We start from the raw sequence: 14,450 nt of genomic DNA, 5'->3' as shown, positions 1-14,450 counted from the left end.
GAAACGAGCATCGACCTCTGATATCTCCCCACCCATGAACAGCCCAACGAGTGAACCCAACGGACGTCACGGTAAACACCGTTGCAGTACTAGGAGCGCAGCGCTTCCGCGGGTCGGCGCCACGCCGCCGGGGTCACCCGCCCGTACGGCGGCAGCGGTACGGTCCGGCCCCTCCGCCGAGGGGCCGGACCGGGTCCGTGCCGGGGGTGCGTCAGCCGGTGAAGCCGGCCGTCACGGAGGTGAACTGCCAGTCGTTCTGGGCGATGCCGGAGCAGGTCTCCTGCTGACCGCCGCCCGGGCAGCCGCGGTCGCGGTTGACCGACCAGAAGGCCATCCGGGCCAGGTGGTGGCTGTTGGCCCAGTCGCGGATCGCCGTCCAGTTCTGGACGCTGGTGATCTCACCGGTGTCGCTGAGGCCGTTCATGCCGGAGATGCCCATGTGCGCGTAGGCGGTGGCGTCGTCCCAGCCGAAGACGGACTTCAGCTTGGTCTTCAGGCCCTCGGAGGCGCTGACGGTGGCGGCGTACATGTCGGTGGACGCGTTGCCGAAGTCGAACGGCATGATGGTGAAGACGTCGATGTCCGCGCCGAGCGCCTTGGCCTGCTCGATCAGCCGGTTGCCGTAGTAGGTCGGGCCGGTGGTGGCGGTGCCGAAGGTCACGATGGTGCGCAGACCGGGGTTGTTCTGCTTGACGATCTTGAGCGCGCCGAGGATCCGGTCCTGGACGGCGGTGTTCTCGAACTCGTCGGTGTTCTCGATGTCGACGTCGATCGCCTTGAGGCCGTACGCGTCGATCACCTTCTGGTAGGCGGCCGCGAGGTCGGCGGTGGTGGCGCAGTTGGGGCCGAGCTTGTTGCCGCTCCATCCGCCGATCGACGGGACGACGTCGCCGCCGGCCGCGCGCACCGCGTTGATCGTGGCCTGGTCGACGCCGTTCAGCAGCGGCCGCTGGCTGTCCCAGGTGGGGTTGCAGCCGTTCTGGGCCAGGACGAACGCCAGGGTGAACCACTTGATGCCGGTGGCGTTCATGACGGTGGTGGCGGCCGGCGGGTTGCCCCAGCCGTTGTAGAGGTAGGGCGCGGCCTGCTTGAAGCCGCTCGGGGCGGGGCCGCCGCCGTTGGCGTCGGTGGTGACGGCCAGGGCGGTGGAGGCGGCGGAGGTGTTGCCGGCCGCGTCGCGGGCCCTGACGGTGAAGGTGTAGGCGGTGGACGCGCTCAGACCGGGCACGGTGGCGGTGGTGCCGGTGGCGGTCGCGACCTTGGCGGTGCCCTGGTACACGTCGTAGCCGGTGACGCCGACGTTGTCGGTGGCGGCGTCCCAGGCCAGGGTGACGCTGGTCGCGGACTTTCCGGTGGCGCGCAGGTTGCCCGGCACGGTGGGTGCCTGGGTGTCGACCGGCGGGGTGGTGCCGCCGCCCGGGCCGTCGAGGACGATGTCGTCGGCGTAGTAGGTGCCCTGGCCGTACCAGCCGTTGACGTAGACCTCGGCGCTGGTCTGGGTGGCTCCGGTGGTGAAGGAGACGCTCAGCTTGCTGTAGTCGGCGGCGGAGGTCCAGGCGGAGCCGCCGCCGGTGACGCCGAGGTGGACGTAGCTGCCGCGGACCCAGCCGGAGAGCGTGTAGGTGGTGCTGGGCTTGACCGCGACGGTCTGCACGCACTTGGCGGTGTCGCCCGCGGTGGCGGCGCCGGCGAGCGCCTTGCCGCCGCTGTGCACGGGGGTGGTGACGACCGAGCCGAGGCCGCCGGAGCAGCTCCAGCCGGACAGTGTGCCGGTCTCGAAGCCGCCGTTGGTGAGCTGGTCGGCCGCGTGGGCGGCGGTGGGCGCGGTGAACGCCGCGGCGGCCGCGAGCAGCGCGGCGGCGCCGGCGGCGGGCAGTCGGGTGCGCTTGTGCACCGATGACCTCCAGTGGGGGTGTGGGGGTGGAGGTGCGGGGAGGGCCCCAAAATGGACTGGACCAATTGCTCATGTCAAGTGATGTCCGCCGGACGGACGGTGCCGGAGTGTCGGAAGTGGCGGAACCGGTCGGGAGAAAATGGGTGGAACGACGCGCCCGGAGCGAACTAGGTTGGGGCCGCTGTGCCATGGCACCGCGGAACGAACCCGACCGAACCCGACCGCACCATGTCAGAGGATCAGATGACCGACCTGTCCGACGAACTGCTCCCCACCACCCGCCGCGCGCTGCTGCACCGCCTGGCCGTCGCCCAGAGCGAGGGCCGCGCCCCCTCGATGGTGGCCGCCGTGGTCCGGGACGGGCGGCCGGTCTGGAACGGCGCCCGCAGCATGGTCGACGGCCACGCTCCCACCGCCGACGTGCAGTACCGGATCGGCTCGATCACCAAGACCTTCGTCGCCGTGCTCGTCCTGCGGCTGCGCGACGAGGGCCTGCTCGACCTCGCCGACCCGGTCGAGCGCCACCTGCCCGGCACCCCCGCCGACGGCGCCACCGTCGCCCAGATGCTCTCGCACTCGGCCGGCCTCGCCTGCGAGACCCCCGGCCCCTGGTGGGAGCGGACCGAGGGCACGCTGCGGCCCGCCCTCGCCGACCTGCTGGAGGAGGAGCGGCCCCGGCGCCACCCCGCCGGGCGGCTGCACCACTACTCCAACCCCACCTACGCGCTGCTCGGCGCCCTGGTCGAGCGGTTGCGCGGCGAGCACTGGGGCGAGGTGCTGCGCCGCGAGGTGCTCGAACCCCTCGGCATGGACCGCACCACCCTGCTCCCGGAGCACCCGCACGCCGGCGGCTTCGCCGTCCACCCCTGGGCCGACGTCCTGCTGCCCGAACCGCTCAACGACGCCGGTCTGATGGCCCCGGCCGGCCAGCTCTGGTCCACCACCGCCGACCTCGCCAAGTGGGCCGCCTTCCTGGCCGACGGCGACCCGAAGGTGCTGTCCGCCGACACCGTGGCCGAGATGCGCCGCCCCGCCGTCGCGCCGGACACCGACGACTGGACCGAGACCTACGGCCTGGGCCTGCAGCTGATCCGGCACGACGGCCGCACCCTGTTCGGGCACAGCGGCTCGATGCCCGGCTTCACCGCCGGACTGTGGGTCAGCGAGGCCGACGGCCTGGCCGCGATCGCCTTCGCCAACGCCACCCACGGCTCCCGCACCCCGCTGGTCGCCGCCGAGCTGATCGCGATCACCGCGCAGCACGAGCCCCGCCTCCCCGAGCCGTGGCGCCCGCTGCCCGAGGTCGACGAGCAGCTCCTCGCCCTCACCGGCCCCTGGTACTGGGGCGCCGCTCCGCACGTCCTGCGGCTGACGGCCGGGCGTGCGCTGGAGCTCTCGGTGCTCGGCCAGGGCGGCCGCGGCTCCCGGTTCCGCCCCGAGGAGGACGGCACCTGGACCGGGCTCGACGACTACTACGCGGGCGAGACGCTGCGCGTGGTGCGGGCCGCCGACGGCTCGGTCAGCCATCTGGACATCGGCTCCTTCGTCCTCACCCGCGCGCCCTACGGGCCGGCCGAGGTCATCCCGGGCGGCCTCGACCCGCAGGGCTGGCAGGCCTACTGACCTGACCCGACCGTCCCTCGGCCCGGCCGAGACCCCGGCGCCCGCCCGCCCGGCCCCGATCCGTCCCGCTACCCGCCCGTGCCCCGGCCGGGCGCCGGGGCGACGGCGGGGCCGGGCGGGCGGGCGCCGCTGCGCAGCGCGTGCACGGCGCGCACCACGTACCCGGCGAGCAGCAGCCCGCCCGCCATCGCGCCCGAGGCGTAGGTGTCCGCCGCCTGCGCCTCCGCCCAGCCGGCCGCCACCCCGATCAGGAGGTACGGCGCCACGGCGACCAGCAGCGCCACGCCCAGCGCCACCAGCGCGGCCCGCGGTCGGCGGTCGTCCTCCCAGCAGCGCTCGCCGACCAGGTGCAGGGCGAGCGCCATCGCCACCACCAGGCACCACCACGGCGAGGGTGCCAGTCCCACCGCCCTGGCCAGCAGGTAGACGACGGTGAGCCCCGCCGTCGCCGCCGCCTGGCACCTCAGCACGCCTGTCATGTCACTGGCGATTCCTCGCCAGAATCCCGCCCCCGGAATCCACCCCATGCAGCGGAGGATAGGGCGGCGCGCCGGTGCCCAACAGGTGTCCCGCACACGTCGCGTGGTCGCATTCAGCAGGTGCACATCTGCGCTCCGCCGAACGGCAACGTGGATGCCAGCCGACTTGGAGAGACATACGGGTGCCGGTTCGCAGACCCGTCGACCGTACGGGCCTGGCCGGGCCGGTGCCACGGAAACCCCGTGGCCGCCGTCGTCCGTGCTGCCCTGGAGGGTCCGCCATGACCACCGTCCCCACGTACGCTCCGCCCGCAGTCACCCCCGGCCGGGCCGCCGACACGGTGCCCGCCACGCGCCAGGACGGCGCCGCCGGCTCCGCCTCGGCCGTCTACACCGTGGCGCTGGCCCGCGACGAGGCCGACGTCCGGGCCGCCCAGCGGCTGCGCCACCAGGTCTTCGCCGACGAGCTCGGCGCCACCCTGCACAGCACCGTCCCCGGGCTGGACGTCGACCCGTTCGACGAGTTCTGCGACCACCTGCTCGTCCGCGAGGGCGAGGACGGCGCGGTCGTCGGCACCTACCGCCTGCTGCGCCCCGAGGCCGCCCGCCGGGCCGGTCGGCTCTACTCCGACGGCGAGTTCGACCTCTCCGGCCTCGCCCCGCTGCGGGACGGACTGGTGGAGCTCGGCCGCTCCTGCATCGCCGCCGAGCACCGCGGCAACGGCGCGGTCATCAACCTGATGTGGGGCGGCATCGCCCGCTACCTCGCCGACACCGGCAACACCTGGGTGGGCGGCTGCTGCTCGATCCCGCTGGAGGACGGCGGCGCCACCGCCGCCCGGGTGTGGGACACCGTCGCCGCCAAGCACCTCGCCCCCGAGCAGTACCGGGTGACCCCGCACCGCCCGTGGGACGCCACCGGCGTGGAGCGGGCCGCCAAGGCGCCGCTGCCGGCCCTGCTCCGCGGCTACCTGCGGCTCGGCGCCTGGGTCTGCGGCCGGCCCGCGCACGACCCGGACTTCGACTGCGCCGACCTCTACGTGCTGCTGTCGCTGGAGCGCACCGACCCGCGCTACCTGCGGCACTTCCTCTCCGGCGTCGGCGGCGTCGGCACCGCGGCCCCGGCCCCGGAACAGGTCTCATGAGCGTCTGGCTGCCGACGGCCTCCTGCACCCCGGAGGCCTGCCTGACGGACCCGGCGCCCACCGTCGCCCTCCCCCGCCGGGTCCTGCGGCTGGCCGCCTGTCTGACGGTGCTCACGGTGGGGCTCGCGCTCACCGTGCCGGCGCGGGCGCTGCCGCGCGGGCCGCGCGACCAGCTCGCCCGGTTCTGGGCGCGCGCCCTGCTCGGCTCGCTGGGGGTCGCGGTGCGGATCGAGCCCGGACCGCGGGCGGCCCCGGGCGCCGGGGGCGGGATGCTGCTGGTGGCCAACCACGTCTCCTGGCTGGACATCCCGCTGATCGCCGCCGCCGGCCCGGGCCGCTCGCTGGCCAAGACCGAGGTGCGGCGCTGGCCGGTGCTCGGTCCGCTGATCGCCCTGGGCGGCACCGTCTTCCTCGACCGCGACCGGCTGCGCTCCCTGCCGACGACCGTCTCCGAGGTGGCCGCCGGGCTGCGGGCCGGTCACCCGATGATCGTCTTTCCGGAGGGTTCCACCTGGTGCGGCCGGGAGAGCGGCCGCTTCCGCCCGGCCTTCTTCGAGGCCGCCGTCCGGGCCGAAGCCCCCGTCCAGCCGGTGGCGATCCGCTACCGGCTGGACGACGGCCGCCCCACCAGCGCCCCCGCCTTCGTCGGCGAGGACGGTCTGCTCACCTCGCTGGCCCGGGTCGTCGCCGTCCGGGGCCTGGTCGCCGAGCTGGCCTTCCGCCCGGCGATCCCGGCCCCGCCCGGCGACCCGGCCCGCCGCTGGGAGGCCCGCCAGTCCCTGGCCCGCGCCGCCCAGTGCGCGGTGGAGGGCATCCGCTGAGCGGGCGCCGGGGCCGGTGGGCGGGCGGCCGGGCACGGCCGCTACGGCGCGGACCCGGCTCCGGCTCCGGTCCCGGCTCGGGCCTCGGCCTCGGCGGGGAGGTCGTGCTCCACGGGGCCGGGGGCCGCGGCGGCCGACGGGCGCCGACCCGCCCGCAGCAGCAGGGCGACCAGCACGGCGGCCACCGCCAGGGCCGCCGCGCCGCAGCGCAGCGCGAGGTGGATGCCGTCGGTGAAGGCGTGCTCGACGGCGTACTGGACCGGGGCGGGCAGCGGCTCGGCCGGGGCGGTGGTGGCGGTGGCCAGGGTGTCGGCGGCGCGGCCGAACGTCCCGGACGAGAGGCCGAGGCCCGCCAGCGAGGCGGTCAGCACGGTCGTCAGGCGGTGGGTCAGCACCGCGCCGAGGACGGCGATGCCGAGGACGCCACCGAGCTCCCGCAGGGTGTTGACGGTGGCCGAGGCGGTCCCCATCCGTTCGGGGGCGACCCGGTGGAGGACGGCGATCGAGACCGGGGTGAAGGTCATCCCCATGCCCAGGCCGAGCACGAACAGCGTCCAGAGGTACTCGGCGTAGCGGGCCTGCTCGCCGTACAGCGACAGGCCGGCCAGGCCCAGCGCGCACAGGGCGATGCCCAGCACCAGCGGCAACCGGGGCCCGTGGCGGCCGGTCAGCCGGGCCGAGACGGGGCCCGCGACGACGATCATCGCCGTCATCGGCAGTCCGGCGAGGCCGGCCGCCGTCGGTGACCAGTCCAGCACGCCCTGCATCAGGAGCGGCAGGAAGAACAGCGCGCCGAACATCCCGAAGCTCACCATGAACCCGCCGAGCAGCGCGCCGCCGAGCACGCCGTCGCGGAACAGCCGCAGGTCCAGCATCGGCTCGGCGATCCGCCGTTCGAGCAGCACGAAGGCGGCCAGCAGCACCGCGAGCACCGCCGTGGTGAGCACCCGGGTGTCCGTCCAGCCGCGCCCGGGGCCCTCGACGAGGGTGTGGACGGCGGCGGCGAGGCCCGTCGCGGACAGCAGGAGGCCTCCGAGGTCGACGCGGCGGGCGCGGCCCGGGATCGCGGGAAGCACCCGGCCGGAGAGGACGAACGCGGCGACGCCGATCGGGACGTTGATCCAGAACACGCTCGCCCAGCCGAAGGCCTCCACCATCGGGCCGCCGACCACCGGGCCGACCGAGAGGCCGAGCGCCGACACGCCGGACCACGTCCCGATCGCCTTGGTGCGCTCGCGCTCGTCGGTGAACACCTGCCGCAGGATCGCGAGGCTGCCCGGGGTCAGCAGGGCGGCGCCGACGCCCTGGAGCATCCGCGCGGCGACCAGTGTCCCGACGGTTCCGGCGAGCGCGGCGGCGGCCGAGCCGGCCGTGAACAGCGCGAGCCCGAGCCGGAAGACGGCGGTGCGGCCGTAGCGGTCGCCGAGCGCGCCGCCGGTGAGCAGCAGGGCGGCGAAGACCAGGCTGTAGCCCTCGGCCACCCACTGGAGGCCGGTGATGCCCGCGTCGAGGTCCCGGCCGATGCGGGGCAGGGCGTTGTTGACGATGACGTTGTCCAGCATGGACATGAACATGGTGATGCAGAGCGTCGCGAGCGCGAGCCGGCGGCGCCGGGCGCCCGGCGCCGCGTTCCCCTCGGTCTCCCCCATCGGGTGGCCCTCCTGATTCGGTCCCGTGAAGTGGGTCGGTCCCATGAGGTCCCTAACGACGTTAGGGACTGGGCGACGGAGGACAGCGTGCACCTAACGGTGTTAGATTGCAAGTGCGATCACCGCCCACCCGCCGAACAGCGAGGACCCCATGCCGGCCGACGAGCAGGACGCCGCCCAGCCCGCACTCACCCGCGAGGCGCTCGCGCAGGCCGCGCTGCGGGTGCTGGAGCGCGACGGCCTGGCCGGCCTGTCGATGCGCAAGGTGGCCGCCGAGGTCGGCGTCAAGGCCGCCTCGCTGTACTGGCACGTCCGCAACAAGGAGGAGCTGCTGGACCTCCTCAACGACGCCCTGATGGCCGGCGTCGAGGCCCCGCCGCGCACCGGCGACTGGCGCGTCCAGCTGCGCGGCTACTGCGAGCGCTACCGCGCCCACCTGCTCGGCAGGCGGGACGCGGCCAAGGTGGTGGCGGGCCGCCTCGCGCCCGGCCCGAACCTGCTGCACCTGATGGAGGACCAGCTCGACCGGCTGCGCGGGGCCGGCTTCTCCGCCGCCGACGCCGCGATGGTGTCCTACCTGCTCGGCGCGTACGTGCAGGGCTTCGTGCTCCAGGAGCAGTCCCCGATGGCGGCGGCCGAGACCACCGGCACCGGCCGGCGCGCGGTCGCCGACGCCGCCGCCGAGCGGTTCCGGGCGCTGCCGGCCGACGAGTTCCCCCGGCTGGTCGCGATGGCCGACGAGCTCACCGGGCCGAACCTCGACGCCCGGTTCGCCTTCGGCCTCGAACGCATCCTCGACGGGCTGGCGGCGCTGCTCCCGGCCGAGCGCCGCTGACCGTCAGCGCGTGGCCCTCGACGCCGTCCGCCTCGCGCGGGTGCCGTCCTCGCGGGCGGGTGCCGCGCGGGCGGGTGCCGCGCGGGCGGGTGCCGTCCGAAATCGTTCGACCACCGTCCGTCAGAACGCTAGTCTCGCGGACGCGCACGATCCGTCCCGGCGAGGAGGCACCCGCATGACCGCGTTACACCCCGTCGGCGAGCCCTACGCGGAGGGCCTGCTGGACGTCGGCGACGGCCAGCGGATCCACTGGGAGGTGTCCGGCAACCCGGGCGGCAAGCCCGCCGTCGTGGTGCACGGCGGACCGGGCTCCGGGCTGAACACCGGGAACCGGCGGTACTTCGACCCGGAGCGCTACCGGCTGGTGCTGTTCTCCCAGCGCAACTGCGGCCGCAGCGAGCCGCACGCCGCCGACCCGGCGACCGGCCTGGAGCACAACACCACCGCGCACCTCGTCGCCGACCTGGAGCGGCTGCGCGAACACCTGGGCATCGAGCGGTGGCTGATGTTCGGCGGCTCCTGGGGCTCCACGCTGATCCTCGCCTACGCGCAGGCGCACCCCGAACGGGTGTCGGAGATCGTCATCAGCGCCGTCACCATGACCCGGCCGGAGGAGATCGACTGGCTCTACCGGGGCGTCGGGCGGCTGTTCCCGGGCCCCTGGGAGGCCTTCCGCGACGCGCTGCCGCCCGAGGACCGCGACGGCGACCTGCTCGCCGCGTACGACCGGCTGCTCAACGACCCGGACGAGTCCGTGCGCCGCGCGGCCACCCTCGCCTGGGCGACCTGGGAGGACGCGGTCATCTCCCACGAGACCCAGGGCTCCCCCAACGCCTACACGAACCGCCCCTCCGAGGCGCTGACGGCCTTCGTGCGGATCACCGCGCACTACTTCTCCCGCCGGGCCTTCCTGGAGCCCGGCCAACTGCTGCGCGACGCGCACCGGCTGGCCGGCATCCCGGGCGTGCTGATCCACGGCGCCCTCGACCTCGACAGTCCGCTGGACACCGCCTGGGCGCTCGCCAAGGCCTGGCCGGACGCCGAGCTGACGGTGATCCAGAACGCCGGGCACACCGGCTCCCCCGCCACCCGCGAGGCCGTCCTGGCCGCGATGGAGCGATTCGCGGACCAACGGCCCCCACACGTTCAGTGACGGGTCATCAACGGTCCGAAGCAGGGGGGTGACAGGCCAGTGCCGGCCGCCGACACTGGGAGGAGAAGCTCCCTTGTCAACGGGTCGGCCGGTGCCGGCCGGTACCGGCCGCGGAGAGGGCAGGCCGGCCATGAGCACGCCGTCCGCCGGGCTCCCGATCATCTACGTCCGGGGATACGCCGGAGGCACCCCCGGGATCGAGAAGGCCGTCACGGATCCGTTCTACGGATTCAACCAGGGCTCGACGCACATCCGCGTCGGCCGCCAGGACAACCCCGTTCTCTACCAGTTCGAAAGTCCGTTACTGCGGCTGCACCTCGACGAGGGCTACCACATCGTCGTCGAGGGCGGACCGCGGCCGGAGAAGGAGGAGGACCCTCCCCCCGAGAGCATCTGGATCCACCGCTTCTACGACCTCTGCTCCGGCAGTTGGGGCAGCCAGGCACAGTCGTTCGACCTGGAGACGGCCGCCCGTGACCTACTGCGGCTGATCGACCACGTACGGGAGCGGACCGGTGCGCGCCGGGTGAACCTGGTCGCCCACTCGATGGGCGGGCTGATCTGCCGCTGCCTGCTGCAGAAGATCATCCCGGCCGAGCGCAACGAACGCGCCACCGACTACGTCGCGAAGCTGTTCACCTACGGAACGCCGCACGGCGGCATCACCTTCGCCGTCGGCTTCGGGGTCCCGGAGGCACTGCGCGACATGTTCGACATCAACGGCGCCGACATCTTCGGCCCGGACCGGATGTACCAGTACCTGACGCCGGCCCCGGACCCGGACGGGCCGCCGGACGGCTGGCGCGCGGTGGACATCGGCGACGACGACGGCAGCGGTTCGGCCGCGGACGCCGCCGGCCGCTTCCCGCTCGACCGGGTGTTCTGCATGGTCGGCACCGACGCCCGGGACTACGACGTCGGCCACGGCATCTCGGCCGAGGCCGTCGGCCCGCGCAGCGACGGGCTGGTACAGATCGAGAACGCCCAGGTCACCGGCGCCCACCGGGCGTTCGCCTACCGCAGCCACAGCGGCGCCTACGGGCTGGTCAACTCCGAGGAGGGCTACCAGAACCTGCGCCGCTTCCTGTTCGGAGACGTGCGCGCCGACACCGACCTCGTGGACGTCCGGCTGCCCGGGGACGCGGAGGTCACCTGGCAGGCGGAGGTGCGGGTCACGGCGCGCGGGCTGCCGGTGCTGATGCACGAACGGACCGCGCCGCACTGGTGCCCGATCCAGCTGTCCGACCCGACCGAGGCGAGCCTGCGCGCACGGGCCGCCACCGCCGGGGACGGCGCCGTCCCGCTGGCGACCACCTTCCTCTCCAGCGGGCTCCGCTCGCAGGGCTCGGGCGCGATGCGGTTCGTGATCGACCTGAACCTGCTCTCGCTGCGCGAGACGCACGGGCTCTTCGGCTTCGGCGACCACCTGGAGCAGACCGCCGACTTCTCGGACACCCTGATCGTCGACGTGGCCGCGGGCGGTTCGCGGCCGGCGGCCTGGGCGCACTGGAACTCCGAGGTGCCCGGGGCGATCCGGGACCTGAGCCCGACCGGCGACCCGCTGCCCGACGAGAGCCCGCAGGGTGACGGCTCCTGGCTCGCCCATGTGCCGCTGCCGGCCACCACCCGGCCGATCCTCGGACCGGACGCCCGGATCCGCCTCACGGTCGGGCCCTGGAACTGACGGCCCACCGGACCGGGACCGCCCCGGGACCGCCCCGGGACCGCCTCGGGAGGGTCCCGGGCGCACCGACGCGTCCGCGCCGGATCAGCCGTGCCAGCCGGTCTCCCCGCGGTCGGTCCGCGACCGCGGGTGGTCGGCCGGGGCATCCGGCACCGGCTCCTCGGCGGCCAGCAGGACGCGGCGCAGCAGGTCGGAGAGCTGACGCCGTTCGACCGGGGTGAGGACGCCGAGCAGGCGCTGCTCCTCGTGGCCGACCACGTCCAGCGCCTGCCGCCAGGCCAGCCGGCCCGCCTCGGTGAGTTCGACGTCGACCCGGCGGCGATCGTCGCTGGAGGGGGTGCGGACGACGAATCCGCGCCGCTCCAGCGCCTCCAGACGGCCGGTCACCGAGGCCGGCGCCAGGTTGAGGTCGGCGCGCAGGTCGGAGGGGGTGGCCCGGCCGCCGCGGCCGGCCAGCCCGTGCAAGGTGTCGAACTCGTGCTTCTGCAGGCCGTAGTCGGCCACGCCCTGCTCGCGGACCCGGCCGAGGTGGCGGGTGAGCTTGCTCATCCGGGTGACGGCGCCCTCGACGTCCGGGTCGAGGTGCGGCAGCACCGGCCGCCAGCGTTCGACGTGGCCGTCGGTCCAGTCGCGGGGCCGCTCGGCCGCCGTCCGGTGGGTCGCGCGTGTCATGCCCCGAGTCTAGGCGGCCGTGATCTGCGGCTTTCGGGCCGCCGATATTTCGTTGCCGAAACTTCGGCAACGAAATACAGTTCCTCCCGTGACCCTGCTTCAGCACCCGCTGCGCCTGCCGGACTTCCGGCTGCTCTTCCTCGGTCGGACGATCTCCACCCTGGGCGACGCCGTCGTGCCCGCCGCCCTGGCCATCGCCGTCACCCGGGCGACCGGCTCCTCCGGCGCGCTCGCCCTCGTACTCGGCTGCGCGATGGTCCCGCGTCTGCTGCTGCTCCCGCTGGGCGGCGTGGTCGGGGACCGGGTCAACCCCCGGCTGGTCGCGCTCGTCACCGACCTGGTCCGGGCCGCCGCCCAGCTGGCCGTCGGCCTCGAACTCCTCACCGACCAGCCCCGGCTGGCGCCTATCGCGGCCGCCGAGGCGGTCGGCGGGATCGCCTCCGCGTTCGCCATACCGACGGCCACGCCGCTGGTGGCCGCCACCGTGGCGGGGCCGCAGCGGATGCGGGCCAACGCGCTGCTCGCCTCGGCCGCGAACGCCGCCCGGCTCGGCGGCCCGGCACTTGCCGGGCTGCTGATCTGGACGGCCGGCGCCGGCTGGGCGTTCCTGCTGGACGGCGCCTCCTTCCTGGTCAGCGCGGCGCTGCTGACACGGCTGCGGGTGCGGCACACCCCCGGCGAGCGCCGCTCGCTGCGGACCGACCTGGTGCGCGGGTGGAGCGAGGTGCGCTCGCGCGACTGGTACTGGACGAGCCTGATCGGCCACGGCGTGTGGAACGGCGCCGCCGCCGTGCTGCTCACCCTCGGCCCGCTGATCGCCACCCGGCAGCTGGGCGGGGACGGCGTCTGGATCGCCATGACCCAGGCCGCCGCGGGCGGCGTGCTGGTCGGCTCGCTGCTCGCCGGCCGGTACCGGCCACGGCGGCCGGTGCTGGTCGCCAACCTGGGCCTGGCGCTGTACGCCCTGCCGCTGGCCGCCCTCGCTCTGGCGGCGCCGGCCCCGGTCACGGTGGCCGCGTACGCGCTGGCGATGACGGGGCTGGGCTTCCTCAGCCCGGTGTGGCAGACGGTGGTTCAGCAGGAGTTCCCGCCGCAGGTACTGGCCCGGGTGACGTCCTACGACTGGCTGCTGTCGCTCGCCGCCGCCCCGCTCGGGTACGCGCTCGCACCGCTGGCCGCGGACGCCTGGGGCAGCACGGGACCACTGCTGGTCACCGCCGTCCTGGTCGCGCTCGCCTGTGCCGGCACCGCGGCCGTTCCCGGCGTCCGCCGGGTCGGTCGGCCGGTGGAAGCGGACCGGGACAGCGCAGGAGAGGAGGTCGAGGCGGATACTGCCTGCGGGTGTCCCGCGGAGCAGGAGGCGCGAGCCGGCGCCGCCCGGCCGGACCCTACGATACGGGCATGATCGCCTATGCCCCAGCGGCCTTGTTCTTCCTCCTGTGCGGGATCGGAGTCCTTCGCGACCGCCGCCGGTTCAGCAACGCCGTTCTGCTCGGCATCGCGGTCTCGCTGCTCGCCCTCGCGCTGATCGCCGAGTTGCGCAAGGCGCCCAGCCTGGTCGCCGAGCTGGCGGTCGCCCTGATCGCGCTGCTCCCGACCGTCGGCACCATCGCCCTGGTCTGGTTCCTGCTCTCCAACGGGCTGACGATGATCCGCAAGGAGGGGCGGCGGCCGGCGAACCTGCTGTCCCTGCTCGCCGGACTCGGCATCCTGGGCCTGATCGGGCTGTTCATCGCGGCGCTGCTCACCAAGTCCCCGAGCATCGGCATCCTCGCCGCGACCGCGCTGCTGGTGGTCGGCTACGTCTCCTTCCTGTTCGTCTGCTTCGTCGGCTACGCCTTCCTCTACCAGCTCCACCGGCCGCGCGGCGACGTCGACTTCGTCGTGGTGCTGGGCTCCGGGCTGATCGGCGGCGAACGGGTGCCGCCGCTGCTCGCCAGCCGGCTCGAACGCGGCCGAGAGCTCTACGAGAAGCAGGCCGCGCGCGGCAATCCGCCGGTGCTGATCACCTCGGGCGGCCAGGGTCCGGACGAGAAGCTGCCGGAGTCCCACGCGATGGCGAACTACCTGACCGATCGCGGCTTCCCGGCCGAGCGGTTGGAGCGCGAGGACCGCTCGCGCACCACCGAGGAGAACCTGCTGTTCAGCAAGGTGATCATGGAGCAGGCCAAGGCCGACTACCGCGCCGTCGTCGTCACCAACAACTTCCACGCCTTCCGTGCCGCCCTGACTGCCCGCAAGACCGGTGTCACCGGCCAGGTCTGCGGCTCGCCCACCGCCCGGTACTACTGGCCGAGCGCGACCATCCGCGAGTTCGCCGCCGTCTTCCTCTCCCACAAGGTGATCAACCTCGGAATCTGCGGCTTCGTCGCCGTCTGCGGGCTGGCCGCCGCGGCCCTCGGGGCGTAGTGACGTCCGGGACGCGGTGACGGCTCCGCCCGTCGGCCGCCACCCGTCACCCGCCCCGTCACGGCCGACAGGCCCCGGCGGTCGGC

General features: G+C 74.4%; 12 protein-coding genes. 8 read left to right on the top strand and 4 right to left on the bottom strand.

Annotated elements, in window-relative coordinates; translation table 11 throughout:
* Positions 1-211: 211 nt before the first annotated feature.
* Positions 212-1,894 carry a carbohydrate binding domain-containing protein gene (locus ACFU9E_RS29230; protein WP_380688066.1) on the bottom strand — a complete coding sequence of 561 codons (1,683 nt, stop codon included), beginning with the start codon at positions 1,892-1,894 and terminating at the stop codon, positions 212-214.
* 243 nt (positions 1,895-2,137) lie between these two features.
* Here ACFU9E_RS29230 and ACFU9E_RS29225 point away from each other — a divergent pair, with 243 nt between their 5' ends.
* Positions 2,138-3,517, top strand: coding sequence for a serine hydrolase domain-containing protein (locus ACFU9E_RS29225; RefSeq protein ID WP_380688068.1), 1,380 nt, complete (start codon positions 2,138-2,140; stop codon positions 3,515-3,517).
* Positions 3,518-3,585: 68 nt separating this feature from the next.
* On the opposite strand, the gene ACFU9E_RS29220 is transcribed toward ACFU9E_RS29225, so the two are convergent.
* The gene (locus ACFU9E_RS29220; RefSeq protein ID WP_380688070.1) at positions 3,586-3,996 is read right to left on the bottom strand and encodes a hypothetical protein; all 411 of its coding nucleotides are present in this window, start codon (positions 3,994-3,996) and stop codon (positions 3,586-3,588) included.
* A gap of 281 nt (positions 3,997-4,277) precedes the next feature.
* Here ACFU9E_RS29220 and ACFU9E_RS29215 point away from each other — a divergent pair, with 281 nt between their 5' ends.
* Positions 4,278-5,141 (top strand): GNAT family N-acetyltransferase, encoded by an 864-nt coding sequence (locus ACFU9E_RS29215; protein ID WP_380688072.1) that lies wholly within the window; start codon positions 4,278-4,280, stop codon positions 5,139-5,141.
* A complete protein-coding gene (locus tag ACFU9E_RS29210; RefSeq protein WP_380715478.1) occupies positions 5,138-5,962 on the top strand; it encodes a lysophospholipid acyltransferase family protein in 825 nt (274 codons plus the stop codon). The genes ACFU9E_RS29215 and ACFU9E_RS29210 overlap by 4 nt, the downstream gene beginning before the upstream one ends.
* Before the next feature lie 41 nt (positions 5,963-6,003).
* Here the strand turns inward: ACFU9E_RS29210 and ACFU9E_RS29205 are convergent, their stop codons facing one another.
* The gene (locus ACFU9E_RS29205; protein ID WP_380682668.1) at positions 6,004-7,611 is read right to left on the bottom strand and encodes an MFS transporter; all 1,608 of its coding nucleotides are present in this window, start codon (positions 7,609-7,611) and stop codon (positions 6,004-6,006) included.
* A gap of 151 nt (positions 7,612-7,762) precedes the next feature.
* Here ACFU9E_RS29205 and ACFU9E_RS29200 point away from each other — a divergent pair, with 151 nt between their 5' ends.
* The 3 genes from ACFU9E_RS29200 (at position 7,763) to ACFU9E_RS29190 (ending at position 11,283) form a co-directional block, all read left to right on the top strand.
* Positions 7,763-8,446, top strand: coding sequence for a TetR/AcrR family transcriptional regulator C-terminal domain-containing protein (locus ACFU9E_RS29200; protein ID WP_380682669.1), 684 nt, complete (start codon positions 7,763-7,765; stop codon positions 8,444-8,446).
* Between the two features lie 175 nt (positions 8,447-8,621).
* Positions 8,622-9,599, top strand: a complete 978-nt coding sequence (gene pip, locus ACFU9E_RS29195; protein ID WP_380682670.1) for a prolyl aminopeptidase — start codon at positions 8,622-8,624, stop codon at positions 9,597-9,599.
* A 130-nt stretch (positions 9,600-9,729) separates the two neighbouring features.
* The gene (locus tag ACFU9E_RS29190; protein WP_380682671.1) at positions 9,730-11,283 is read left to right on the top strand and encodes an esterase/lipase family protein; all 1,554 of its coding nucleotides are present in this window, start codon (positions 9,730-9,732) and stop codon (positions 11,281-11,283) included.
* 84 nt (positions 11,284-11,367) lie between these two features.
* Here the strand turns inward: ACFU9E_RS29190 and ACFU9E_RS29185 are convergent, their stop codons facing one another.
* The gene (locus ACFU9E_RS29185; RefSeq protein WP_380682672.1) at positions 11,368-11,955 is read right to left on the bottom strand and encodes a MarR family winged helix-turn-helix transcriptional regulator; all 588 of its coding nucleotides are present in this window, start codon (positions 11,953-11,955) and stop codon (positions 11,368-11,370) included.
* Between the two features lie 94 nt (positions 11,956-12,049).
* Between ACFU9E_RS29185 and ACFU9E_RS29180 the strand changes: the two genes are divergently transcribed.
* Together ACFU9E_RS29180 and ACFU9E_RS29175 are read left to right on the top strand one after the other, a co-directional pair.
* Positions 12,050-13,360: an MFS transporter gene (locus ACFU9E_RS29180; RefSeq protein ID WP_380682684.1), complete on the top strand. Its 1,311-nt coding sequence runs from the start codon at positions 12,050-12,052 to the stop codon at positions 13,358-13,360.
* A complete protein-coding gene (locus tag ACFU9E_RS29175) occupies positions 13,357-14,364 on the top strand; it encodes a YdcF family protein (protein WP_380682673.1) in 1,008 nt (335 codons plus the stop codon). Before ACFU9E_RS29180 ends, ACFU9E_RS29175 begins: the two co-directional genes overlap by 4 nt.
* Positions 14,365-14,450 lie beyond the last annotated feature (86 nt).

This window comes from Kitasatospora sp. NPDC057595 (assembly GCF_042800875.1).
Lineage (GTDB): Bacteria > Actinomycetota > Actinomycetes > Streptomycetales > Streptomycetaceae > Kitasatospora.
This window is presented reverse-complemented; position numbering and strand designations above follow the sequence as displayed.

Excerpts from the sequence above, each read along its gene's own strand:
- ACFU9E_RS29225 (WP_380688068.1), top strand. The coding sequence starts at position 2,138 with ATGACCGACCTGTCCGACGAACTGCTCCCCACCACCCGCCGCGCGCTG.
- ACFU9E_RS29220 (WP_380688070.1), bottom strand. The coding sequence starts at position 3,996 with ATGACAGGCGTGCTGAGGTGCCAGGCGGCGGCGACGGCGGGGCTCACC.
- ACFU9E_RS29215 (WP_380688072.1), top strand. The coding sequence starts at position 4,278 with ATGACCACCGTCCCCACGTACGCTCCGCCCGCAGTCACCCCCGGCCGG.
- ACFU9E_RS29210 (WP_380715478.1), top strand. The coding sequence starts at position 5,138 with ATGAGCGTCTGGCTGCCGACGGCCTCCTGCACCCCGGAGGCCTGCCTG.
- ACFU9E_RS29205 (WP_380682668.1), bottom strand. The coding sequence starts at position 7,611 with ATGGGGGAGACCGAGGGGAACGCGGCGCCGGGCGCCCGGCGCCGCCGG.
- ACFU9E_RS29200 (WP_380682669.1), top strand. The coding sequence starts at position 7,763 with ATGCCGGCCGACGAGCAGGACGCCGCCCAGCCCGCACTCACCCGCGAG.
- pip (WP_380682670.1), top strand. The coding sequence starts at position 8,622 with ATGACCGCGTTACACCCCGTCGGCGAGCCCTACGCGGAGGGCCTGCTG.
- ACFU9E_RS29190 (WP_380682671.1), top strand. The coding sequence starts at position 9,730 with ATGAGCACGCCGTCCGCCGGGCTCCCGATCATCTACGTCCGGGGATAC.
- ACFU9E_RS29185 (WP_380682672.1), bottom strand. The coding sequence starts at position 11,955 with ATGACACGCGCGACCCACCGGACGGCGGCCGAGCGGCCCCGCGACTGG.
- ACFU9E_RS29175 (WP_380682673.1), top strand. The coding sequence starts at position 13,357 with ATGATCGCCTATGCCCCAGCGGCCTTGTTCTTCCTCCTGTGCGGGATC.